Genomic DNA, 22,120 nt, shown 5'->3' with positions numbered 1-22,120 from the left:
GCATAGGTTCGATTGTGTCAGAGCCTCATAGGGCCTTGTAGGGCCTTGGCGCGGCGATGCAGCAGCGCGCTGCTGGTGATGTGGCTGGTGTACCATGCCGGCGGCATTTGCTGTCGCATACAGAGTCTGTTTATGCACCCTATTTTTGACGTTGTTCACTCCACCACTTACCGCTATTCGCGTCCGGTGAGCTTTGGGCCGCATCGGGTGATGTACCGGCCCCGTGCCAGCCACGATATCCGGGTTTTGGCGAGTGACCTGAAAGTCAGCCCGCACGCCAAGCAGTATCTGGTGCAGGACGTGTTTTCGAATTCCGTCGCGCTGGTGCAGCCGCTGGAGGCCGCGACCGAACTGCGCATTGTGTGCTCGTTCACCATTGAACATGCCGGCTCCTTCAACCTCGAATTGCCTATGGACGCGCAGGCGATCAGTTACCCGTTTTCTTATGCGGCGAGCGACCGATTGGACCTGGAGCATTACCTGCGGCCGCATTACGCGGACCCCGATGGCGTGGTCCAGAACTGGGCGCGCCAGTTTGTGCGGCCCAGCCTGGCCACGGATGGCAGCGGTGCCATCGTCATGCCCAACAGCCGGCAAATCCTGGTGGACATGACACACCACATCAAAAACGGCTTGCGTTATGCCTCGCGTGACGAAGAGGGCACACAAACCCCGGCGCAAACCCTTGTGCTGGGAAGCGGTTCCTGCCGCGACTACGCCTTGCTGATGATGGAAGCCGCGCGGCGCCTCGGTTATGCCTGCCGTTTTGTTTCGGGCTATCTCTACGACCCGGCGCTGGACCGTGTTGCTGCCGAAGGCGAGGCCGTGGTGGGCGCGGGCGCCACCCATGCCTGGGTGCAGGTTTATCTTCCGGGGCCGGGGTGGGTGGCCTTTGATCCGACGAATGCGTTTTTTGGCGGCACCAACCTGATTCGTGTGGCGACCGCGCGCGACCCGTCACAGGCTTCGCCCATCTCCGGCAGTTGGGATGGCGAGCCCGGCGATTACCTGGGCATGGAGGTCGAGGTGATGGTGAGGCGACGCTGAGCTGTCCCGTATTTGCGTTTCATTTGATTCATTCAAAGTCCGGAATGGGTCTCCACCAGGCATCAAACGCTATCATCCCATCTTGGCGCCCGCAGCACTGCGGGTTCAAGCTTGCTGGGTGATGAGGTCAAAACGTTTCATGGATTTGAGCACTTGCTGCTGGCTTTGCTGTGACATGGGGCACGACAGGTGTCGGCTCGTCGACGACCGGGCTGGGTGTTGATGAGCAGTTTGAAGCTGCAAAAAAAATGGGTGGTGATGATAGGCGTGGCGCTGATCCTCGTGTTCATCGGCCTGGCCTGGCTTCAAGTGCGCCAGTTTGTGCAACTCAGCTCCAGCCTTTCGGGGCGCAATGTGCAAGCCATGCGCCGGGCGTCCACCATGCTCAGCGAATTCGAGCGTTTCGAGCGTGCACTCGAGCGCGACAGCTACCAACGCAGCGCCGAGAGCCGCGCCCACCTGCAGCTGCGCTATGACTTGTTTGTGAACCAGGTGCAGGTGTTCGCCAATGCGATTCACCGCCCCTACACCGGCCGGGACATGTCGTACCGTGCCGTGCATGGAGCGGTGACACATTTTGTCGAAGAAGCCGACCACTACCTGGGTGAAGCGCCCGACCGCGAATACAACGCTGCCGCCGCCCTGCTGCTGCTGAGCAAGACCCAGCTCGATTTGCGTGATCCGATTTCCGACTACATGCTGCACGTGCACAGCATCACCACCGAAGCGCTGGACCGCCAGCGTGCCGCGGTGTCGCAGCACTTGATGCTGACGCTGGCGCTGGCCGTGATCCAGACGCTGCTGACGGGGGTGTTTGCTCTCGGTGTGGCGCAACTGATGCGCCAACGTGAGTTGTCCAAGTCGGCACAGGACCGGGCTGAAGCCGAACTTGTGGCCCATTTGCGCCACCAGGAATGGCGGCTGGAACAATTGGTGGCAGAGCGTACGGCCGAGCTGGAGGCCGCCAATGCCCGCCTGCTGGCCCTCAGCGCCACCGACGGCCTGACCGGCATTGCCAACCGGCGCCATTTCGACGATGTCCTGGTCCAGGAGTGGAACCGTCAGGCGCGCCAGGGGCGTCCGCTGGCGCTGGCCATGATCGATGTCGACTGGTTCAAGTTCTACAACGACTTCTATGGCCATCAAGCCGGTGACGATTGCCTGCGTATCGTGGCGGCAGCAGTCGGCAGCCATGTGCGGCGCGCCGGTGATGTGGCCGCGCGTTATGGCGGCGAAGAGTTTGTCTTTGTGGCGCCGGGACTGGATGCCTCCGAGATGCAGCACCTGGCGGAAACGATTCGTGCCGTGGTCGAGCACAAACGCATGCCACACGCCAAGTCGCCTCTGGGCTGCGTCACGCTGAGCATTGGTGTGGCGGTGATGGTGCCCACAGCCGGTGGTTCACCGGAGATGTTGATCGGCCAGGCCGACGCTGCCTTGTACAAGGCCAAGCAGCGTGGGCGTAACCAGGTGGTGCTGGGTGGGGCGCTGGAAGTGCTGATTTAGAGCCTGGGCGGCAACACGCTTACCAATCTTCCTTCACCGCCAACACCGCATTGCGGTTGGCCGCTGATCTGCCCGCCAGCCAGGCGGTGACGGTACCGGCCAGTACCACCGCCAGGCACAAGCCCAGCAGGCGCGGCCAGGGCAGGCGCAGGTCCATGCTCCAGTGGAAGCTTTGCGGGTTGACCACAAACACCAGCACCATGGCCACGGCAATGCCCAGCCCCAGTCCGGCCGCAGAGCCCACCAGCGTCCAGGCTGCACCTTCGCCCGCCACCACGGAGAGGATTTGCCTGCGCGTGAGGCCCAGATGGGCCAACAGCCCGAACTCCTTGCGGCGCGCCAGCACCTGGGCGCTGAAGCTGGCCGCCACACCGAACAGCCCGATGGCGATCGCCACCGCCTGCAGCCAGTAGGTCACGGCAAAGCTGCGGTCGAAGATGCGCAGCGAGGTGGCGCGGATATCGCCCACCTGGGTAAAACTGAGGGATGCGCCTTGTGCCGGGGCCAGCGCACGCACGGCTTGTTCTACGCTTGCCGCATCGCTGCCCGGGCGCAGCCAGACGGCCAGATCGTTGACCCGGGTGTCGCCGGTCAGCGCCACGTAGTCGACCTGGTCCATGGCGATGGCACCGAACTGGCGGGCGTAGTCACGCCACACGCCTGCTATGAAAAATGGAGCCGTCTGCGCTTTGTCAGATTGCCCGGAGGCCGCAGAACGCTCAAAGGTCTGGGCGAGCGCGCTGAACGTGCTGCCCGGGTGTGCGCCATACAGGTCGACCATGGGTTCGCTCACATAGACGGCGATCATGCCGGGCGGCACGGGCAGGGCGGCACCCACCAGGGGCAGGCTGCTGGCCGGGGCGTTCAGCCCCGGGCGTGCCATCAAGGCCACGCTGGGCAGGCCGGGATCCAACTGCAGCGGCACCACACGCAGCGTGCTCAGGCGTTGCACCTCGGGCAAGCCGGCCACGGCCTGGGCCAGGGCGGGTGGCAACACGGCGCTGTCGCCGCTGCCGGCGCCCGTGGCGGCGCGCACATACAGGTCCGCGGGCAGCACCACGTCCAGCCAGGCGATCACCGAGCCGCGAAAGCTGGTGACCATGACCGTCAAGGCCACCGCCAGGCTGAGCGCGGCCACCACGCCGCTGACCGCCACGGCCGCGCTTTCGCGCACACGCCGGGCACGCTCTATCGCCAGCGTGGGCAGCAGCCGGTGCGCCAGCCGCGGCGCCAGGCGGTCGTATAGCAGGCCTATCCACCACGGCAGCACGCTGATGCCACCGAGCAACAGCAAACCCACGGCCACGTAGGCGGCCAGGGGCATGCCCGCGATCGGCGGTACAAAGGCCAAGGCCAGGGCGGCGAGCAGCAGCGCGATGCCGGGCCAGCGCGCGAGCGCGGGGCCGCCCACCTGGCCCAACCCCTTGAGGGTTTGCGCCGGTGGCAAACGCTGCGCCAGCCGTGCCGGCCACCAGCCACCGGCCAGGGCCGCGCCTAGGCCCAGCGTGCCGAACACCAGCGCCATGCCGCTCTGCCATTGCAGCGCGGGCGCTACCCCCGAAAAGTAGCCACCGCCGAGGTCGCCGCCCAGCACACGCAGGCCCAAGGCCGCGAGTGCCGTGCCCAGCGCAATCCCGGCGCTGCTGCCCACCAGGCCTAGCACCAGCGACTCGGCCAGCACCAGCTGCAGCCGCTGCCGCCCGGTGAGACCGAGCACACCCAGCAGCGCAAACTGCTGCAGCCGTTTGGCGACACTCAGCGACAACACCGAGAACACGAGAAAAGCCCCCGTGAACAAGGCCACCAGGGCGAGTACCGTGAGGTTGACGCGGTAGGCGCGCGAGAGGTTGTTGATGCGCTCGGCCGCATCACTGGGTTGAACGGCTTGTACACCAGGCGGCAACACCAGCGCCGCCAGCAAGCTGCTTTGTGTGGCACCGGCTTGCAGGCGCAGGTCTATGCGTGAGAGCTGGCCCTGGCGTGCAAAGTGATCTTGCGCCGCACCAATGTCCATCACCAGCAAGGGCGCTCCTTCGGCCGGCACGCTGCCGGCAACACGCAAGGCCTGGCGTGTTTCACCCTGCTGCAGCAGCACACATTCGGCCTTGGCATCCAGCGCGCAGGCCGTGAGCGACAACTGCTGGCGCGCCGTCGCATTGAGGAACACCACATCCGGGGCAAACAGGTCCAGGCGCGGCTGGTCGTCGCCCAGGCGTGGCAGCAGGCCGGGCGCGACGGCGGCCACACGCAGGCTGTCTATACCGATCAGGCGGATGTTTTTGAGGCCCCCTTCTTTGGTGGCTGCGGTGGCATCGATCTCCAGCACCGGGCTGGCCACCGCCACCTCCGGCCGGGTGGCCACACGCGTGTACAAAGACTCGTCAAAGTGGCCTTGGGTGGCGCGCAGCGTGAGATCGGGCTGGCCGCTGAGCACACGCGCGGCGCTGGCAAACTCGCTGAGGGCCGAGGTGTTGATCAAATGCACGGAAAACGCCAGGGCCACACCCAGCATTACCGCCAGCACCGCCGTGGCGCTGCGCCAGGGGTGGTGGCGCAACTCCTGCCACGAGTAACTGGCCAGCAGCGCGAGAACCGGGTTGGGAGAGCGCTGTGTGTCCACAGTGTCACCAACCCCTAGACGATGCCGTCGGCGCAGAGTTGCAGCACGCGGTCGGCGCGTGCCGCGGCGGCTTCGGAATGCGTTACGAGCACCAGCGCCGTGCCGTGTTCGCGCGCCTGCGCGATCAGGCTGTCCATCACACGCCGGGCGGTGCCGGGGTCGAGGTTGCCGGTGGGTTCGTCGGCCAACAGCAGGCGTGGCTGGTGCACCAGCGCACGTGCAATCGCCACGCGTTGGTTCTGCCCGCCGCTGAGTTGCTGCGGCAGGCGTGCGCCCAGGCCGGCCAGCCCCACGGCGTCGAGCAGGGCGTCTATGCGCGCGGGGTCGCTGCGGCCCAGCAGCATCAAGGGCAGGGCGATGTTTTGTGCCACATCCAAGTGTGGCAGCACGTGGAATGCCTGGAACACAAAACCGACTTTTTCGCGGCGCAGCAGGGCGCGCTGGTCGTCGTTCAGCTGCGCCAGATCGGTGCCGTCCAGGGTGACGCTGCCACTGCTCCAACTGTCCAGCCCGGCCATGCAGTTGAGCAGGGTGGACTTGCCCACACCCGATTCACCGACGATGGCGACGAACTCACCGGCGTACACGCTCAGGTCTACGTTGGCGAAGACCGCGGTGTCGCCGTAGCGTTTGCCCAGGCCTTGGAGTTGCAGTATGGGCTGCGCGCTCATAGCCGCGCAAGGTGCTGGTCGACCAGGCGCAGCACTTCGGCCACCGGGTCGGCAGCGTCGGCGGCGACACATTGGCGCTGCGGCATGCTGCGCAGCCAGGTGATCTGGCGCTTGGCCAACTGGCGCGTGGCGGCAATGCCTTGTTCGCGCAGGGCGGACAGGGTGGCGGGCTGCAGATCGGGGTCTTGATCCAGCGCGGTCCAGGCCTGGCGGTAGCCCACGCAACGCATGCTGGGCATGTCGGGCGCCAGGTCGCCGCGTGCGCGCAGGGCGCGCACTTCGGCCAGGAAGCCGGCGGCGAGCATGGCGTCAAAACGTTGGGCAATACGCGTATGCAGCCAGGCGCGGTCGTCGGGCTCCAGGGAAATAAAGGCCACGGCACCCATGCGCTGTGCGTAGGCTGCTTCTGTTTTAGGGGTGTGCAAGGCCGACATCGGTTGCCCCGACAGCGCATAAACCTCGAGCGCGCGTTGTATGCGCTGCGCGTCGGCCGGTTGCAGGCGCGCGGCAGTGACCGGGTCCACGGCCGCCAGCCTGGCATGCATGGCGGGCCAGCCCAGCGTGGCGGCTTCGGCCTCCAACTGGGCGCGCACCTCGGCATTGGCTTGCGGCATGTCGTCCAGGCCGTCGAACAAGGCCTTGAGGTAGAGCATGGTGCCGCCCACCAGCAGCGGCAGGTGGCCGCGCGCGCTGATCTCCGACATCAGCCGCTCGGCGTCGCTGGCAAATTCGGCGGCGTTGTACACCTGTAGCGGGTCGCGGATGTTGATCAGGTGGTGCGGGGCCACGGCCATTTCGGCCGCATCGGGTTTGGCGGTGCCTATGTCCATGCCGGTGAACACCAAGGCCGAATCCACACTGATGATTTCCACCGGCACGCGCGGTGCCAAATGGCGCGCAATCGCCAGGGCTGCAGCGGTTTTGCCCGAGGCTGTGGGGCCGGCCAGGACGATGGCTTTGGGAAGCGCAAGACTCATGCTGCTTTGGCCGAAGGGTCGCCGTGTTTTTGCACCAGGGTCCAGCAAATCAAGGCGATCACCACGGTCCAGAACCACATGCCGTTGGTCAGCGCAAACACCGTGCCGTCGTTGTGTGCGCCCAACCAGGCGCCCATGCCAAAGGCGCCCAGCATCATGACAAAGCCGCTGAGCGCCGAGGCCGCGCCTGCCGCACGCGGGAACGGCCCGACGGCGCCGCTTTGGCTGCAAGGCTGGTGCACGCCGTGTGCCAGCACCACCAGATAGACCGGCAGCAGAATCGCCCAGGGGCTGAGCACCCCCGCCAGCGCCAAGCCGCCGAGCAGCGTGCCACCGATGAGCGACAAGGCACCGGCGCGCAGCAGTGTTTTGCGCACGCCGTAACGCGGCAACCAGCGGCGGCACAAAAAGGTGCCGCACAGGTAGGCAAACGCCACGCTGAACATGGCCAGCCCACATAGCGCCTTGCTCATGCCCATGATCTTGATGAAGACAAACGGCGAACTCGCCAGCATGGTGAACAACACACAGTAAGAGGCCATGCCAAGCAGTGTGTAGGCGATGAAGCTGGGGTGGCGCATGATGGCCAGCCAGTTGCGCCCCAACGCGCCGAATTGCAGCGCGTGTGGGTTCTTCACCGCCACGGTTTCTTCAAAGCGCCAGAACACCACGGCCAGCACCATGGCGCCCACCAGGGCGGGCGCCAACAAGGCGCTGCGCCAGCCCATGGTTTCGGCCAGCAGGCCGCCTATTGGTGGCGACAGGCAGGCCATCACCCCCAGGCCGCTGAGCGCCTTGGACATGACGCGTGCGCCGGATTCGGGTGCGTACAGGTCGCGGATGATGGCGCGTGCACACATCACGCCCGCACCCATGGCCGCACCCTGCAGCGCGCGCCACAACACCAGCATCTCTATCGATGTGGCCGTGGCACCACCGGCGGCCGCCAGTGTGTAGACCAGCAGGCCGGCGAGCATGATGGGACGTCGGCCAAAGCGGTCGGACAGCGGCCCCCAGATCAATTGCGAAATGCCAAACGACAGCAGCAAGGCGCTGAGTGTGAGCTGGGTTTTGGAGACCGTGGCTTGCAGGCCTTCGCTGAGTGCGGGCAGCGCCGGCAGGTACAGGTCAGTCGTGACCGGTTGCAGGCCCAGGCACAGCGCCAGGATCAGCACCACCATGCCGGGCAGCATGGCGGGTGGGGCAAGGTCGCCAGCGCTGGAAGCCGCGGACTTGAGTGGAGAAACAGACATGCGGCGAGGCTAACAGATGCGCCACGCCTTTGCCTCCGACTGGGGTTTGCTTGCGCTCAGCCCAGCGTCTTAAAGCCAGGGCTTGACCCAGCCCAGGCCATCGCTGGTGGCGTCCTTGGCGGCGCCGCGTGCCGGGCGGTACTCGCAGCCCAGCCAGCCGTCGTAGCCGACTTCGTCGAGCAGCTTGAACAGGTAGGCGTAGTTGATCTCGCCCACATCGGGTTCGTGCCGCTCGGGCACACCGGCGATTTGCATGTGGCCGACGTTGCCCGTGGGCAGGTAGCGGCGGATGTTCATCGCCAGGTCACCCTCGACGATTTGCAGGTGGTACAGGTCCATCTGCACTTTGAGGTTGGGCGCGCCCACTTCGGCCACCACCGCATGGGCCTGGTCCTGGCGGCTCAGGAAGTAGCCAGGCATGTCGCGCGGGTTGATGGGCTCCATCAGCACGTTGATGCCCAGCGGCGCGGCCATGGCCGCGGCGCTGCGCAGGTTCGCCACATAGGTGGCGCGCAACGTGGCGTGGTCGGCACCGGCGGGCATCAGGCCGGCCATGGTGTGTACACGTGGGCAGTTCAGGGCCTGGGCGTATTCCAATGCTTTGGCAAAGTTGGCGCGAAACTCGGCCTCGCGCCCCGGCAGGCAGGCCATGCCGCGTTCACCTGCGTCCCAGTTGCCGGGCGGGGCGTTGAACAACACTTGCTGCAGGCCGTGTTCCTTGAGCTTGGCGGCCAGCACATCCGGCGCAAACGCATAGGGAAACAGGAACTCCACGGCCTTGAAACCGTCGCGTGCGGCGGCGGCAAACCGGTCGAGGAAGTCGACGTCGTTGTAGAGCATGGACAGGTTGGCGGCGAAACGGGGCATGGGTTTCCTTTTCGGTGGCGGCTTACCAGGAGGCCGCAAAGCTGCGGCGCAGTTCGTCGATTTGGGGTTCGGTGAGCACGCTGCAGCGGCCGGCGCCGAGCAGCCACAGGCGTGCGGTTTCTTCCAGTTCTTCGAGTGTGGCCATGGCTTGTGCCGGGCTGTTATGCCACACATTCGGGCCCAGGCGGGCCAGCATCACGGCGCGAATCGGCCTGCCTGCAGCGGCGTAGGCGGCAATTGCCTGGGCCACCAGCTCGGCCGCCTCGGCCGCACCGGGCCGGTGGTAGGCAATGTGTGGCACGTGGCCAACCTTCATCACAAAGTAGGGTGTGATGGGGGGCAGCAATTCAGCGGCCGTTTCGGCCTGCATGTCGGCCTGCAATGAACACGCCACAGCATGTGTGCTGTGGGTGTGGATGATGCAGCGCGCCGCTTGTGGGGTGCCGGCGCTGGCCTCGTAAATGCGTCTGTGCAGGGTGATGGTCTTGCTGGCGCGTGCACCGCTGATCTGCTGGCCCTGGGCATCGAGCAGGGCCAGATCTTCGGCACGTAATTGGCCCAGGCAGGCATCGGTGGGCGTGATCAAAAAGCCATTTGCCAGGCGCACGCTGATATTGCCGGCCGTGGCGTGTACATAGCCGCGGGCAAACAGCGAGGCGCCCACGCGGCAGATCTCGGCGCGGGCCTCGGCTTCGGGCAGAAAGTCGTCGGCTGCGGTCATGACAGTTGGGCGAAGGCTTTGGTGAAGAAGTCGGCACTGCCGAAGTTGCCCGACTTTAGCGCCAGGTGCAAGCCCTGCTGAGGGGTGACGCTAGCGTGGCACCACGGCACGCCGGGGTCGATCTGCGGGCCTATGCGCAATTGGCCTATGCCCAGCTTCTGCACCACCGCGCCCGAGGTTTCGCCACCCGCCACCACCAGTTGCTGGGTGCCCATGGCCACCAGGCCGGCGGCGATGTTGGCAATGCTGTCTTCCACCATGGCGCCCGCCTCGGCGGTGCCGAGTTGGCCTTGGACACTTTTCACCGCATCGGGCGTGGCGGTGGAGTAGACCAGCACCGGCCCCTGCGCCAGCCTGTCTTTGGCCCAGGCCAGAACCTCGCCCGCCACGTCGGTCCCTGCGGCGATGCGCAGCGGGTCTATGGCGATGGCGTGGCCGCCGCTGCCGATGAAATGCGCCACCTGCTGGTTGGTGGCCACCGAGCAACTGCCCGACACGATGGCGCGGTGGCCTTGGGCTTTGGGCAGGGCGGCCGCTTGGCTGGACGGTTTGATGCCGAAGTTGGCGGGCAGCGCAATCGCCACGCCCGAGCCTGCCGTCACCAAGGCCATGTCGCTGAGCGCCGGGCCCAGGCGCAGCAGGTCGTCGTTCGACACCGCATCCACCACCGCCATGGCCACACCCTCGGCTTGCAGCTGGCTGATGCGCGCGCGGATGGCCGCCTCGCCCTGGGCCAGCACGCGGTGGTCGATCAAGCCGACCTTTTGCGTGGTCTGCGCCTGCAGCACACGCACCAGGTTGGGGTCGGTCATGGGGGTCAGCGGGTGGTGCTGCATGCCGCTCTCGTTGAGCAACTTGTCACCCACGAACAGGTAGCCTTTGAAGACGGTGCGCTGGTTGTCGGGGAAGGCCGGTGTGGCGATGGTGAAGGGCGTGCCCAGCGCCTGCATCAGCGCATCGGTGACCGGGCCTATGTTGCCGGCGGCGGTGCTGTCAAAGGTGGAGCAGTATTTGAAATAGATTTGCCGGGCGCCTTGCTGGCGCAGCCAATGCAGCGCAGCCAGCGACTGCGCCACCGCTTCTGCGGCGGGGATGGTGCGCGATTTCAGCGCCACCACCACCGCATCCACATCGTCCTGCAATGGCGCGACGGGCACACCAATGGTTTGCACCACACGCATGCCGGCGCGCACCAGGTTGTTGGCCAGGTCGGTGGCGCCGGTGAAGTCGTCGGCAATACAGCCGAGCAAGAGTGCTTGGGTCATGGTGTGGCCTCCTGGGCCGAGGGCAGGGTGATGCCGGGGAAGATCTTGATCACGGCGCTGTCGTCCTCGCGGCCATAACCCGCCGTGGAAGCTTGCATGAACATCTGGTGCGCCGTGGCGGCCAGGGGCAGCGGGAATTTGCTGGCGCGCGCGGTGTCCAGCACCAGGCCCAGGTCCTTGACAAAAATGTCGACCGCCGAGAGCGGTGTGTAGTCGGCCGCCAGCACATGGGCCATGCGGTTCTCGAACATCCAGCTATTGCCCGCGCTGTGGGTGATCACCTCGTACAGCGCGGCGGCATCCACCCCTTCACGCAGGCCCAGCGCCATGGCTTCGGCGGCCACGGCAATGTGCACACCGGCGAGCAACTGGTTGATGATCTTCACCTTGCTGCCAGCGCCCGCCTGGTCGCCCAGGCGGTAGACCTTGCCGGCCATGGCGTTGAGCACGGCGTCTGCGGCGGCATAGGCCTGGGGTTTGGCCGAGGTCATCATGGTCATCTGTCCCGAGGCGGCCTTGGCGGCGCCACCCGAGATCGGCGCGTCCACATAGTGCAGGCCCATGGCGTTCAGCCGGGTTTCCTGCGCGATGGACCAGTTGGGGTCGACGGTGGAGCACATCACATAGGTGCTGCCGGGCTGGGCTGCACCGGCCACGCCGTCCGCGCCGTACAGCACGGCCTCGTTTTGCGCCGCGTTCACCACCACCGACACCACCACGGTGCAGGCCGCAGCCAGTGCGGCTGGTGTGGCGCAGGCCACACCACCTTCGCTGGCGAAGGCCGCGGCCGCTTCGGCGCGTACATCGCACACATGCACCAAGAAACCATTGCTGCGCAGGGTCTTGGCAATGCCCAAACCCATGGCGCCCAGGCCTATGACGCCGACGGAAGGAAGCGCTGCATGCATGCTGTGTCCTGTTCTATTGATGATATTTGTAGGGTCATCATACAAATTTAAGAGACTTCAGCTATCGGGTAAACACCGCATACAAGCAGCGCGGCGAAGTTGAGCGCAGGGGCTTACTTGTGCGGCTCGCCCGGCATAGGCCCTAGATCCAGCAGGTTGCGCGCCAAACGTTGCCCATCGTGTTGCCAGAACGCCGTGCCGGCTTCGCGTATGCGCTGGATGGCGTTGTCCATGTGGGCCGTCGCCGCCGCGCGAGCCGCCTGGCGGTTGCGTGCGGCAATCGCGGCTACGGTTTCGGCATGCTCAAAAGTCACCGCCGCCGCGAAGTCCTGGCGGCGTGCTTCATTGGCGCGGGTGACGCGGGTCACGCCGTGTAAAAACTGCGCCAGGTAGTCCAGGGTGTGCAGCAAATAGCTGTTGTTCGCGGCCAGTGCGATGGCACGGTGGAACTGCACGTCTTCGGCCACGCCGTCCTCGCCACGCCGCACGGCGGCTTCAATCGCCAGCACGGCATTGTGGATGGCCTGCATCTGCGCGGCTGTGTGGCGCTGGGCGGCGAGATCGGCCACTTCTGCTTCGAGCGCGCGGCGCACTTCCACGATCTGTATCACGGCTTCCATAGAGTCGGAATGCAGCGGTTCAAAACGCAGCGCCTCGGCGGCCGGCGGCGGTTGCACATAAACCCCGCTGCCCTGGCGTGCATCCACCAGGCCCTGCGAACGCAGCCGCGACATGGCTTCGCGCACCACCGTGCGGCTGACGTTGAACTGCTGCACCAAAGCGGCTTCGGTGGGGAGTTTGTCGCCGGTGGCAATGCGGCCGGAGCGGATTTCGGCCTCCAGCGCGTGGGCGACCTGGTCCGACAGCTTGACCCCAGGTTTGATGGCAACAAAAGAAACCGGCATGCAGTGCGCCTTAGTGTGGATGGAGGAGCCAGCCCAGCAGGCGGCCGCAGCGGGGGACTTTACCCCAGCCTCCACGCGCCGCGGGGTGTGGATTACACCGCCTCGGCGCTGCCCCTGGAACAGCTTTAAACCGTGCGGTTGCGCGCCAACGGCGGGTTTTTCGAGAAGTAGCCGACGATGCCGCGCATGATGGCGTCGGCCAGCTGCTGCTGGTAGGCGTCGCTGCGCAGGCGGGTTTCTTCCTCGGGGTTGCTGATGAAGGCGGTCTCGATCAGCACGCTGGGAATGTCCGGCGCTTTCAGCACCGCAAAGCCGGCTTGTTCCACACGCGGCTTGTGCAGGCGGCCGACGTGGCCAATCTCGCCGAGCAGCGCGCTGCCGAGTTTCAGGCTGTCGTTGATTTGTGCGGTGGTGCTCATGTCCAGCATGGCTTTTTGCACCTGTGCGTCCTTGACCTGGGTGTTCACACCGCCAATCAAATCGGCGTTGTTTTCCTTGTTGGCCAACCAGCGCGCGGCGCTGCTCGAGGCCGAGCCATGGCTCAACGCAAACACGCTGGCACCCCGCGCCTGCGGCGTGATGAAGGCATCGGCATGGATGCTGACAAACAGGTCGGCCTGCACACGCCGCGCTTTTTGCACACGCACTTGCAGCGGCACAAAGAAGTCGGCGTCGCGTGTCATGTAGGCGCGCATAGGGCTGCCGTTGATGGTCGAGGCGTTGATGCGTTCACGCAGGCGGTGTGCCACCTGCAGCACGATGTCTTTTTCGCGTGTGCCCTTGGGGCCAATGGCGCCCGGGTCTTCGCCGCCATGGCCGGGGTCCAGCGCAATGATGATCAGCCGGTCGGTGCGGTTGGCTTTGCCGCTGGCGCTGCCGGTGTCGTTGTCCGGGCTGGGCCTGGCCTTTGAGGGGTTTTGGCCTTTTGCGCTTTCTGCATCAGTGACGCCAGCTACAGAAACAGGAGCGTTTGCGTGGGGTGCAGAGGGCGCTGGTTTGTCGGCCGGCGCCAGGATCGGTTTTTCCGATTGCCTGGCGATCAGCTCGGCCAGCGGATCGGGTGCGGTGTTGGGCGCGAGGGCCGGTGTGGTCACCACATTGGTGGCGGGCGTGCGGTCCTTGATGCGTTCGGCAATCAAGGCCTCGAGCGGGTCTTCGGCTTGCGCGGGGTAGAGGTCGAACACCAGACGGTGCTGGTAGGCGGCTACGGGGGCGAGTGTGAACACCTGCGGTTTGGCCGCGCGTTTCAGGTCTATCACCATGCGCACAATGCCCGGGGCGTTTTGCCCGACGCGAATGCCGGCAATGTTCGGGTCGTCGGCCTGCACCCGGCCGACCAGTTCACGCAGGGCCGGGTTGAGGTCTATGCCTTCAATGTCCACGGCCAGGCGCGGTGGGTCGGCGACAAAGGTCTGGCGTGTCACCAAGGCGGTGTCGGACTCTATGGTCACACGTGAGTAGTCGGGTGCGGGCCATACACGCACGGCCACAATGCCTGCGCCGCGGGTAATTTCTTGGGCACCCAGCAGCAGGGCCAGCAGGCCACCCTGCAGGCCGTGTAGAACGTCGCGGCGCTTCATGCGGCGCGCTCCTGCGGCCATTGTGCGAGCAGTGTCGCGCCTGCGGCCGTGTGTGTGGTGAGTTGAACCTGACGGCGGGTTTCGTCCATGGGGGTCAATTGAATGGCGAGGTCGGGTAAGGGGAGCAGGGCGCCGGCGAGGTCGGGCCATTCGGCAATCTTCAGGCCGGGGCTGGCAAAGATGTCGCGAAAGCCTGCGTCTTCCCACTCGCGTGGATCGGTAAAGCGGTAAAAATCGAAATGGGAAATGGCCAGCGGGGCACCGGCGTGCACCAGTTCATAGGGTTCGACCACGGCATAGGTGGGGCTTTTGATGCGCCCCTGAACACCCAGGGCGCGCAGCAGGTAACGCACGAACGTGGTCTTGCCCGTGCCCAACGGGCCCTGCAGCGTGATGACGGCATTGGCAATGCCGGGCCAGGCGGCCAAGGCTTCGGCAAAGCGCTGGGTGGCGGCTTCGTCCGGCCATTCCAGCAGCAGGTGCCGGGGCAGGGACGAAGGGCTTTCTACAATCGACTGGTGATGAACAGTACTCAGAACACAGGTCTCCAGTTGGTGTCTCAAATTCAGCTTTGGGCACGTGAGCTGGGATTTTCCCAAATCGGCGTGGCCTCGGTGGATTTATCCTCGGCCGAAGCCGGTCTGAGTGCTTGGTTGGCCCAAGGGTTCCACGGCGAAATGGCTTATATGGCCTCGCATGGACTCAAACGCGCACGCCCCGCCGAGTTGGTGCCGGGAACGGTGAGTGTCATCACGGCACGCATGAATTATCTGCCGCGCGACACACCAGCGGACTGGCAGGCGGTGGAATTTTCGCGTCTGACGCGGCCGGACGAGGCGATTGTCTCGGTCTATGCGCGTGGCCGCGACTATCACAAGGTGTTGCGCGCGCGCCTGCAAAAGCTCAGCGAGCGCATCGCTGCGCATGTCGGGCCGCTGGGTTTTCGGGTGTTCACCGACTCGGCGCCGGTGCTGGAGGCGGAACTGGCTTCACGCAGCGGCCAAGGCTGGCGCGGCAAACACACCTTGGTGCTGAGCCGCGATGCCGGATCAATGTTCTTCCTGGGTGAAATCTATTTGGACCTGGCGCTGCCGGCCACCGAACCAACGAGTGAGCATTGCGGAAGTTGCTCGGCCTGTATCGACATTTGCCCTACACAAGCCATTCTGGCGCCGCAGCGGCTGGATGCGCGGCGTTGTATTTCCTACCTGACGATTGAACACGCCGGGCCCATTCCCGAAGAAATGCGGCCGTTGCTGGCGAACCGCATCTACGGCTGTGACGATTGCCAACTGGCCTGCCCCTGGAACAAATTTGCCCAACGCTCGGCACTGCCCGATTTCGACGAACGCGCGGGATTGAGCGGCGCCAAACTCATCACGCTGCTGGGCTGGACCGAAGAGGAGTTTCTGCGCTACACCGAAGGCAGCCCTATCCGCCGCATTGGTGTGGAGCGCTGGCGCCGCAACATCGCGGTGGCCATGGGCAACGCGATACGCGGTGGCTTGGCTGATGCACACATGCAACAAGCGCTGGAGGCGAGCGCTAGCAACGACACACCCCTGGTGCGCGAACATGCGTCCTGGGCGTTGGCGCAAGGTGTCGCGCCACCTACCTCGCCCTAGTTCAAAAAGCCCAGCGCAAACGGAATGCTCAGCATGCCCAGCAAGGTGGACAGGCTGACCAGGGCTGCGGTAAGTGCGCCGTCGTAGCCCATCTTGGACGCCAGTACGTAACAGCTCGACGCCGTGGGCAGAGCCGAGAACGCGACCAATACCGTGGTCTCTACCGGTGACAACTTGAACGCCCAGGCCACACCCACGGCCAGCAGCGGCGCGATGAAATGGCGGATGGCGAGTATCGAAATCGCCAGCGCCTTGGCGCGCGCCAGCGAACCAAACTGCATGCCCGCACCTGCCGCCATCAGGCCCATGGCCAGTGAGGCGGCGCCGATACGCGTGACCGTGGGCTCCAGCCAGGTGGGAATTTGAAAGCCCAGCACATTCGCCAGCAAACCCGAGGCGGTGGCCACGATCAAGGGGTTGCGCACCAACTCGCGGCCAAATTTGCGTTGTGCCTGGCGCGCCATGGGCCAGATGGCGGCCACGTTGTACAGCGGCACACACACACCGATCAGCACCGCAATCAACTGCTGGCCTGGTGCGCCCCCCAGACGTTCGGCCAGGGCCAAGGCCACAAATGAGTTGAAGCGGAAGGAGACCTGCGCGCAGGCCGCATGCTCGCGGCGGTCGATGTGGCGGCCCAGCCAGGGCAGGTAAGGCAGCGCGTAGGCGATGCCAATGGCCATGAGGCCCAGTGTCCAGCCCGAGCCTATGATGGCCGAGGCGGCACGCAGATCCAGCGGACTTTTGACGATGGAGTGGAACAGCAGCACCGGGAACAGGCAGTAGTAGGTGAGGCTTTCCACCTGTGCCCAGACGGTGCGGTTCAACGCCGTGTAGCGGCAAATCAGAAAGCCGCAGAGTATGAGTGAGAAGTCGGGGAAAAGAAGTTGGGCGTAGTTCACCGTTTGAGAATACCAGCGATCGGCCGGCGCCTGGCACACCCGCGACGGGCCACGGGCTATCACCAGTTCCGGGAAATAAGTCTGTCGGTATAGTGTTTCTACAGTTGGCCCGCGAGGTTTCACAAGAGCCTCGGTGGGGGATTTTTTTGTTTACAAGGAGACGGTTTGATGCAACGGCAAATTGTGCGTAGTGTGATGGCCCTGGGCGCCATTGGTATGGCGACTTTCGCGGGCCAGGCGTTGGCCCAGGCTTACCCGAATAAAGTGATCAAACTGCAGGTGCCGTTTGCACCCGGCGGCACCACCGACATCATTGCGCGCGTCATCGCCGATCCGCTGGGCAAGGCGCTAGGCCAAAGCGTGATTGTGGAGAACAAGGCCGGCGGCGGCGGCGTGGTGGGCGCACTGGAAACGGCGCGCGCCACGCCCGATGGTTATTCGCTAGGCATCGCCACGGTGTCGACCACGGCGGCCAACCCGGCGATCAACCCCAAGATCCCGTACAACCCGACCACGGACTTCACCCCCATCATCAATATTGCGGCCACACCCAACATCATTGCGGTGAACCCTGGCTTCCCGGCCAAGGACTACAAGGCTTTTGCGGCCGAACTGGCGAAATCGCCGGGCAAGTATTCGTACTCATCTTCGGGCACCGGCGGCATTGGCCATCTGCAGATGGAGTTGTACAAAAGCATGACGAAGACCTTCGTCACGCACATTCCCTACCGTGGTGCCGGACCGGCGCTGAACGACACCGTGGCCGGCCAGGTGCCTATGATTTTTGACAATCTGCCATCGGCGCTGCCGTTTATTCAAAGCAATCGCCTGGTGCCGATTGTGGTGGCTGCACCGCAGCGTGTGGCCAGCCTGCCGAATGTGCCAACCTTCAAGGAAGTTGGCCTGGAGCCGGTGAACCGCATGGCCTATTACGGCATTTACGGCCCCAAGGGCCTGCCCAAGGAAGTGGTCGACAAGATCAACGCCGGTGTGCGCAAGGCCCTGGAAGAACCCGCCGTGCGCAAACGCATCGAAGAAACTGGCTCCATCATCATAGGCAACACGCCAGAGCAGTTTGCGGCGCAGATCCAGGCCGAATTCGACGTCTACAAAAAAGTGGTGACCGATTCAAAGCTCACGCTGGATTAAGCACAACAGCCCGGCCTCTTCAAAGAGCTGCACCAAGACCGCCTTCAGAGGCGGTTTTTTTACGCCCGCGCTAAGGGTAGCGCCGTGCCTACAATTTGGTGAGGCCGCGCTGCTGCACATCCGTGGTGGCGCGGGACCGCTTTTTTATCTTTATGACCCAAGAACACAGCCGCTGGCGCACCGAATGGTGCCCCAGCATTCCGCGCGAACTGATGGCCGGCGCAGTGGCCACGTTTGCGCTGATCCCCGAAGTCATCGCGTTTTCGTTTGTTGCGGGAGTGGACCCTGCCGTTGGCCTGTTCGCCTCGTTTGTGATTTCGCTGGTGATTGCTTTCACGGGTGGACGCCCGGCGATGGTGTCCGCCGCCGCTGGCTCGGTGGCGCTGGTGGCGGCGCCGCTGGTGCAGGCCCATGGTGTGCACTATTTGTTTGCTGCTGGCGTGCTGGCCGGTTTGGTACAGATACTCTTTGGTGTGCTGCGGCTGGGGGTGCTGATGCGTTTTGTCTCGACCTCGGTACGCACCGGTTTTGTCAACGCCTTGGCGGTGCTGATTTTCTCGGCGCAGATGCCGCACCTGGTCGGCGCCAATGTGGCCACCTGGGCCATGGTGGGTGTGGGCCTGGTGGTGATCTACCTGTTGCCGCGGTTGACCACGGCCGTGCCGTCACCGCTGGTGTGTATTGTGCTGTTGAGCATTGCCGCACATGTTTTCGGGTTGCCGCTGAAAACCGTGGCCGACCTGGGCTTGCTGCCCGATGCCTTGCCCAGCTTTGCGCTGCCACAAGTGCCGTTTTCCCTTGAAACACTGCGCCTGATCGCGCTGCCGGCCTTGGCGATTGCCATGGTTGGCCTGCTGGAGTCGATGATGACCGCCAGCGTGGTCGATGACCTGACTGACACCCCCAGTTCCAAGAGCCGCGAGTGTGCCGGGCTGGGCATGGCCAATCTGGCCGCCAGTTTCTTCGGTGGCATTGCGGGCTGCGGCATGATTGGCCAGACGGTGAGCAATGTGCGTTACGGCGGGCGTGGGCGCTTGTCGACCTTGTTCGCGGGGGTGTTTTTGTTGATCCTGATGGTGCTGCTCAAACCCTGGGTATCACAGGTGCCGGTGGCGGCGCTGGTGGCCATCATGGTGATGGTGTCGGTGTCCACTTTCGACTGGGGTTCGCTGCGCACCCTGGTGCGCCATCCCAAGTTGTCGAGTGCGGTGATGCTGGTCACCGTGGTGGTGACACTGCTCACACACAACCTGGCAGCCGGCGTGGCCGTGGGGGTGTTGCTCAGCGGTGTGTTCTTCACCTTCAAGGTGGCGCAGTTGCTGAAGGTGACGGTGAGTGGCCAGGAAGTGCTGACCTACGGAGTGTCCGGTCAGGTGTTTTTTGCATCGGCCGACATGCTGGTGGATGCTTTTGATGTGCGCGAGGTGGACGGCCGTGCGGTGCAGATCGACGTGTCGGGCGCACACTTCTGGGACATCACGGCCGTGGCCGCGCTCGACAAGGTATGCCAGCGCTTGCGCAAACATGGCAGCAGCGTCGAGGTGCTGGGGCTGAATCCCCACAGCCAGGCGCTGGTGGCCAGGCTAGACCTCGACGCGGGCTGAGCCGCTTCTACAACTGGTAGAAGCTGCGTATCACCTGCCAGGCATCTTCCGGTGTGTCGACGTACTTCACCAGGTCGACATCGGCCGGCGAGATGGCGCCTTCTTCGACCAGCACCTCCAGGTTGATGAGGCGTTTCCAGTAGTCGGTGCCATACAGGATGATGGGCACGGCCTTGGCCTTGCCGGTCTGCACCAGTGTCAGCACTTCAAACAATTCGTCGAGTGTGCCAAAGCCGCCCGGGAAGGCCACCATTGCCTTGGCGCGCATCATGAAGTGCATTTTGCGCAGCGCGAAGTAATGGAACTTGAAGTTCAGCGACGGCGATACAAAACGGTTGCCGCTTTGTTCGTGCGGCAGGGCGATGCTCAGGCCCACGTTCATGGCGCCCATGTCGTGCGCGCCGCGGTTGGCCGCTTCCATCACGCCGGGGCCGCCGCCGGTGGCGATGTACAGGCGCTCGGCCGGCGGGCGGGCGTTGCTGTATTCGGCCACCACACGGCCAAACAGGCGCGCCTGGTCGTAGAAGTGGGCGTTGCGCACGCGGCGCTCTGCGGTTTTGATGGCGAGCGCATCACCGCCGGCTTTGGCTTTGACAAGTTCTTCGGCGGCCACTTCGGGTTCGGGAAAACGGGCGCTGCCAAACACCACGATGGTGTTCTCTATGCCTTGCGCTTGCTGCGCCAGGTCGGGTTTGAGCATTTCCAACTGGAAACGAATGCCGCGGGTCTCGCGGCGCAGCAGAAATTCGGGGTCGGCAAAGGCCAGGCGGTAGGCGTCGGGGGCCAGCGGTTCGCCGTCGTTGGTGTGGGCTTGCAGGTCGCTCCAGTCCAGGGCGACGGCACGGTCGTTGAGTTTTTCGGTGGTTTCCATGGTGTTGATTGTGCGTCTGTTGGCGCACGTTTTTTTAGGGCCTGTTAACCCTATGGATGGGAGACGCGTTGCGAGTCCAAAAGGCCAGGGGCGAGGCGCAAAACGCAGCCGGGGTGAACCCCGGCAAGGCTTTGCAACGACGCGGCTGGTCTTTTGGGCCGCAACCCGTTGGGAACGTGCTTAAAAAGCCGCCACTCCGCGTTGCACTCCTAGGCCAGGCGGACGCCTGGCCGCCAAAGTTCTGATGACACAGCGCCTTGATTGGCGGCTTTTTAATCACGTTCGCGCTCCCATCCATAGTGTTAACAGGCCCTAGTTGTTCCGATTGCAGCCTTGGATGACCTCGTGTACGAAGCGTAGCTTGTGCAGCGCCGCTTCCGACAACGCAAAAGGGTAGGCGTCGTTTTGCCCCAGGCTCCTGTTCAAGCTGTTGAGTAACAAGGTGACCGGCACCCATTGGTGGATCATGGCGTCGAAGTCGCTTTCACCCCCTTCAAACGGATTGTCGGGGCTTTGGGTTTCGTCAGGGCCGGGGCTTGGAATGACCAGGCTGGTCTGGTAGGCCGCTGCCGTTTCCAGCAGGTCGACCATATGCAAGTAGTGGGCCCAGGTTTCGGCCCAGTCTTCCCAGGGGTGGGCCTGGGCATAGGCGCTGACGAAGGCGCCGTGCCAGACGCTTGATGTCCCGTTGGCATAGTGCGCCTGCAAAGCCTGTCCATAGTCCTGTGATTCGTCGCCAAACACCGCTCGGAAGTCCTCGATGCGATTGCCGTCACGGATCAGCCGGTCCCAGTAGAAATGGCCTGATTCGTGGCGCAGATGGCCCAGCAGCGTGCGGTAAGGCTCGCCCAGCGCGACGCGGCGGCGGGCGCGTTCATCGTCGTCGGCTTCGGCGATGTTGAGTGTGATCACGCCGTTGGCGTGGCCGGTGAGCACCGGCGGCTGGCCGGGGACATCGGCCAAAAAGGCGTAGACCGGGGAGAACAGCGCCGCGTCGGTGTTGCGGGTGGCGGCAAGGCCCAGGCGTGCCAGGGTGTAGAACATGCGACGCTTGGCGGCTTCGATCTTGGCCCAGCGTTGCACGTTGTCGGGCAGGCTTAAGTCGGGCAGCAACTGCGTCTGCCGGCAGGAGATGCACAGCGGATTGGTGTCGCTTTCTGCCACGGCGAAGTTGCAGGCTTGGTAGACCTCGTGGTTGTGGCAAAGGCGATAACGTGGTGCGCCGTCTGCACCCTGAACGCGTTGCCAGAGAGCTGCCGCGGCAGGTGCTACGGGCGCGACGGCTGGCGGCGCAACTGCATTGTCGGCGGCGTCAGTGGCATTCGTGGCATCTGTGTTGGCCGGTTGTGTCAAGGCTTCGGTTGTGGGCGGCGGCACATCGACTGCCACCGCTGTGAGCGCCGCCAGTGGCAGGCCAGGTTCGGGCAAAACTGCAAGCTTGGCACCGCAGTTCAGGCACAGCACGTTTTCAAAAAACAATGCTTGCCCGCAGTTGTCGCAGCTAAAGAGTTTCATGGTGGCAGCGGTAAGGCAGCGGCGAAGCTGTTTTTGTTCAGCACAAAAAGCAACGCCGAGCCAGCCCCGTCAAAATGGGCTGGCTCGGCATGATTGTGACCCGAATCAGTGGCCTTGTCCGATATGGTCAACGC

At 64.4% G+C, this 22,120-nt stretch carries 19 protein-coding genes; 5 read left to right on the top strand and 14 right to left on the bottom strand.

Going from position 1 to position 22,120, the window contains the following annotated elements; all coding sequences use genetic code 11:
- Positions 1–132 precede the first annotated feature (132 nt).
- The gene (locus tag ACFQ95_RS13760; RefSeq protein ID WP_422831811.1) at positions 133–1,047 is read left to right on the top strand and encodes a transglutaminase family protein; all 915 of its coding nucleotides are present in this window, start codon (positions 133–135) and stop codon (positions 1,045–1,047) included.
- 222 nt (positions 1,048–1,269) lie between these two features.
- Entirely contained in the window at positions 1,270–2,553 is a 1,284-nt protein-coding gene (locus ACFQ95_RS13755) for a diguanylate cyclase (RefSeq protein WP_422831809.1), read from the top strand.
- Between the two features lie 19 nt (positions 2,554–2,572).
- Here ACFQ95_RS13755 and ACFQ95_RS13750 read toward each other — a convergent pair whose 3' ends face one another.
- The 11 genes from ACFQ95_RS13750 to tsaE all read right to left on the bottom strand — a co-directional run bounded on the left by ACFQ95_RS13750 (position 2,573) and on the right by tsaE (position 14,883).
- Positions 2,573–5,173: an FtsX-like permease family protein gene (locus ACFQ95_RS13750; protein WP_422831808.1), complete on the bottom strand. Its 2,601-nt coding sequence runs from the start codon at positions 5,171–5,173 to the stop codon at positions 2,573–2,575.
- Between the two features lie 14 nt (positions 5,174–5,187).
- Positions 5,188–5,844: an ABC transporter ATP-binding protein gene (locus ACFQ95_RS13745; RefSeq protein WP_422831806.1), complete on the bottom strand. Its 657-nt coding sequence runs from the start codon at positions 5,842–5,844 to the stop codon at positions 5,188–5,190.
- The gene (gene miaA / locus ACFQ95_RS13740; RefSeq protein WP_422831804.1) at positions 5,841–6,821 is read right to left on the bottom strand and encodes a tRNA (adenosine(37)-N6)-dimethylallyltransferase MiaA; all 981 of its coding nucleotides are present in this window, start codon (positions 6,819–6,821) and stop codon (positions 5,841–5,843) included. The genes ACFQ95_RS13745 and miaA overlap by 4 nt, the downstream gene beginning before the upstream one ends.
- Positions 6,818–8,074 carry a multidrug effflux MFS transporter gene (locus tag ACFQ95_RS13735; protein ID WP_422831802.1) on the bottom strand — a complete coding sequence of 419 codons (1,257 nt, stop codon included), beginning with the start codon at positions 8,072–8,074 and terminating at the stop codon, positions 6,818–6,820. Before ACFQ95_RS13735 ends, miaA begins: the two co-directional genes overlap by 4 nt.
- A gap of 69 nt (positions 8,075–8,143) precedes the next feature.
- On the bottom strand, positions 8,144–8,941 hold the full coding sequence (gene otnI / locus ACFQ95_RS13730; protein WP_422831800.1) for a 2-oxo-tetronate isomerase: 798 nt from the start codon (positions 8,939–8,941) through the stop codon (positions 8,144–8,146).
- A 22-nt stretch (positions 8,942–8,963) separates the two neighbouring features.
- Positions 8,964–9,641: an aldolase gene (locus ACFQ95_RS13725; RefSeq protein WP_422831830.1), complete on the bottom strand. Its 678-nt coding sequence runs from the start codon at positions 9,639–9,641 to the stop codon at positions 8,964–8,966.
- Positions 9,642–9,658: 17 nt separating this feature from the next.
- Entirely contained in the window at positions 9,659–10,927 is a 1,269-nt protein-coding gene (gene otnK / locus ACFQ95_RS13720) for a 3-oxo-tetronate kinase (RefSeq protein ID WP_422831798.1), read from the bottom strand.
- Positions 10,924–11,835, bottom strand: a complete 912-nt coding sequence (gene ltnD, locus ACFQ95_RS13715; RefSeq protein WP_422831796.1) for an L-threonate dehydrogenase — start codon at positions 11,833–11,835, stop codon at positions 10,924–10,926. Before ltnD ends, otnK begins: the two co-directional genes overlap by 4 nt.
- Before the next feature lie 113 nt (positions 11,836–11,948).
- On the bottom strand, positions 11,949–12,740 hold the full coding sequence (locus ACFQ95_RS13710; RefSeq protein ID WP_422831794.1) for a FadR/GntR family transcriptional regulator: 792 nt from the start codon (positions 12,738–12,740) through the stop codon (positions 11,949–11,951).
- A 125-nt stretch (positions 12,741–12,865) separates the two neighbouring features.
- Complete coding sequence (locus ACFQ95_RS13705; protein WP_422831792.1) at positions 12,866–14,320, bottom strand: N-acetylmuramoyl-L-alanine amidase; 1,455 nt, start codon at positions 14,318–14,320, stop codon at positions 12,866–12,868.
- Complete coding sequence (tsaE, locus tag ACFQ95_RS13700) at positions 14,317–14,883, bottom strand: tRNA (adenosine(37)-N6)-threonylcarbamoyltransferase complex ATPase subunit type 1 TsaE (RefSeq protein ID WP_422831790.1); 567 nt, start codon at positions 14,881–14,883, stop codon at positions 14,317–14,319. Before tsaE ends, ACFQ95_RS13705 begins: the two co-directional genes overlap by 4 nt.
- On the opposite strand from tsaE, the gene queG reads away from it, so the two are divergent.
- A complete protein-coding gene (gene queG / locus ACFQ95_RS13695; protein WP_422831788.1) occupies positions 14,842–15,945 on the top strand; it encodes a tRNA epoxyqueuosine(34) reductase QueG in 1,104 nt (367 codons plus the stop codon). The genes tsaE and queG overlap by 42 nt on opposite strands.
- On the opposite strand, the gene ACFQ95_RS13690 is transcribed toward queG, so the two are convergent.
- Complete coding sequence (locus ACFQ95_RS13690) at positions 15,942–16,847, bottom strand: AEC family transporter (protein ID WP_422831786.1); 906 nt, start codon at positions 16,845–16,847, stop codon at positions 15,942–15,944. The two genes, queG and ACFQ95_RS13690, sit on opposite strands and share 4 nt — an antisense overlap.
- A gap of 168 nt (positions 16,848–17,015) precedes the next feature.
- Here ACFQ95_RS13690 and ACFQ95_RS13685 point away from each other — a divergent pair, with 168 nt between their 5' ends.
- Together ACFQ95_RS13685 and ACFQ95_RS13680 are read left to right on the top strand one after the other, a co-directional pair.
- Positions 17,016–17,996, top strand: coding sequence for a tripartite tricarboxylate transporter substrate binding protein BugE (locus ACFQ95_RS13685; RefSeq protein ID WP_422831784.1), 981 nt, complete (start codon positions 17,016–17,018; stop codon positions 17,994–17,996).
- Between the two features lie 152 nt (positions 17,997–18,148).
- Positions 18,149–19,600, top strand: a complete 1,452-nt coding sequence (locus ACFQ95_RS13680; protein ID WP_422831782.1) for a SulP family inorganic anion transporter — start codon at positions 18,149–18,151, stop codon at positions 19,598–19,600.
- Positions 19,601–19,607: 7 nt separating this feature from the next.
- Here the strand turns inward: ACFQ95_RS13680 and ACFQ95_RS13675 are convergent, their stop codons facing one another.
- Both ACFQ95_RS13675 and ACFQ95_RS13670 read right to left on the bottom strand, forming a co-directional pair.
- On the bottom strand, positions 19,608–20,471 hold the full coding sequence (locus tag ACFQ95_RS13675) for a TIGR00730 family Rossman fold protein (RefSeq protein WP_422831780.1): 864 nt from the start codon (positions 20,469–20,471) through the stop codon (positions 19,608–19,610).
- A gap of 312 nt (positions 20,472–20,783) precedes the next feature.
- A complete protein-coding gene (locus ACFQ95_RS13670; RefSeq protein ID WP_422831778.1) occupies positions 20,784–21,986 on the bottom strand; it encodes a zinc-binding metallopeptidase family protein in 1,203 nt (400 codons plus the stop codon).
- Positions 21,987–22,120 lie beyond the last annotated feature (134 nt).

It is taken from the genome of Variovorax sp. HJSM1_2, from assembly GCF_049316285.1.
Taxonomy (GTDB): Bacteria; Pseudomonadota; Gammaproteobacteria; order Burkholderiales; family Burkholderiaceae_C; genus Rhodoferax_B.
This window is presented reverse-complemented; position numbering and strand designations above follow the sequence as displayed.

Coding starts and splice junctions, on each gene's coding strand:
- ACFQ95_RS13760 (WP_422831811.1), top strand. CDS start 133: ATGCACCCTATTTTTGACGTTGTTCACTCCACCACTTACCGCTATTCG.
- ACFQ95_RS13755 (WP_422831809.1), top strand. CDS start 1,270: ATGAGCAGTTTGAAGCTGCAAAAAAAATGGGTGGTGATGATAGGCGTG.
- ACFQ95_RS13745 (WP_422831806.1), bottom strand. CDS start 5,844: ATGAGCGCGCAGCCCATACTGCAACTCCAAGGCCTGGGCAAACGCTAC.
- miaA (WP_422831804.1), bottom strand. CDS start 6,821: ATGAGTCTTGCGCTTCCCAAAGCCATCGTCCTGGCCGGCCCCACAGCC.
- ACFQ95_RS13735 (WP_422831802.1), bottom strand. CDS start 8,074: ATGTCTGTTTCTCCACTCAAGTCCGCGGCTTCCAGCGCTGGCGACCTT.
- otnI (WP_422831800.1), bottom strand. CDS start 8,941: ATGCCCCGTTTCGCCGCCAACCTGTCCATGCTCTACAACGACGTCGAC.
- otnK (WP_422831798.1), bottom strand. CDS start 10,927: ATGACCCAAGCACTCTTGCTCGGCTGTATTGCCGACGACTTCACCGGC.
- ltnD (WP_422831796.1), bottom strand. CDS start 11,835: ATGCATGCAGCGCTTCCTTCCGTCGGCGTCATAGGCCTGGGCGCCATG.
- ACFQ95_RS13710 (WP_422831794.1), bottom strand. CDS start 12,740: ATGCCGGTTTCTTTTGTTGCCATCAAACCTGGGGTCAAGCTGTCGGAC.
- ACFQ95_RS13705 (WP_422831792.1), bottom strand. CDS start 14,320: ATGAAGCGCCGCGACGTTCTACACGGCCTGCAGGGTGGCCTGCTGGCC.
- queG (WP_422831788.1), top strand. CDS start 14,842: ATGAACAGTACTCAGAACACAGGTCTCCAGTTGGTGTCTCAAATTCAG.
- ACFQ95_RS13685 (WP_422831784.1), top strand. CDS start 17,016: ATGCAACGGCAAATTGTGCGTAGTGTGATGGCCCTGGGCGCCATTGGT.
- ACFQ95_RS13680 (WP_422831782.1), top strand. CDS start 18,149: ATGACCCAAGAACACAGCCGCTGGCGCACCGAATGGTGCCCCAGCATT.
- ACFQ95_RS13675 (WP_422831780.1), bottom strand. CDS start 20,471: ATGGAAACCACCGAAAAACTCAACGACCGTGCCGTCGCCCTGGACTGG.
- ACFQ95_RS13670 (WP_422831778.1), bottom strand. CDS start 21,986: ATGAAACTCTTTAGCTGCGACAACTGCGGGCAAGCATTGTTTTTTGAA.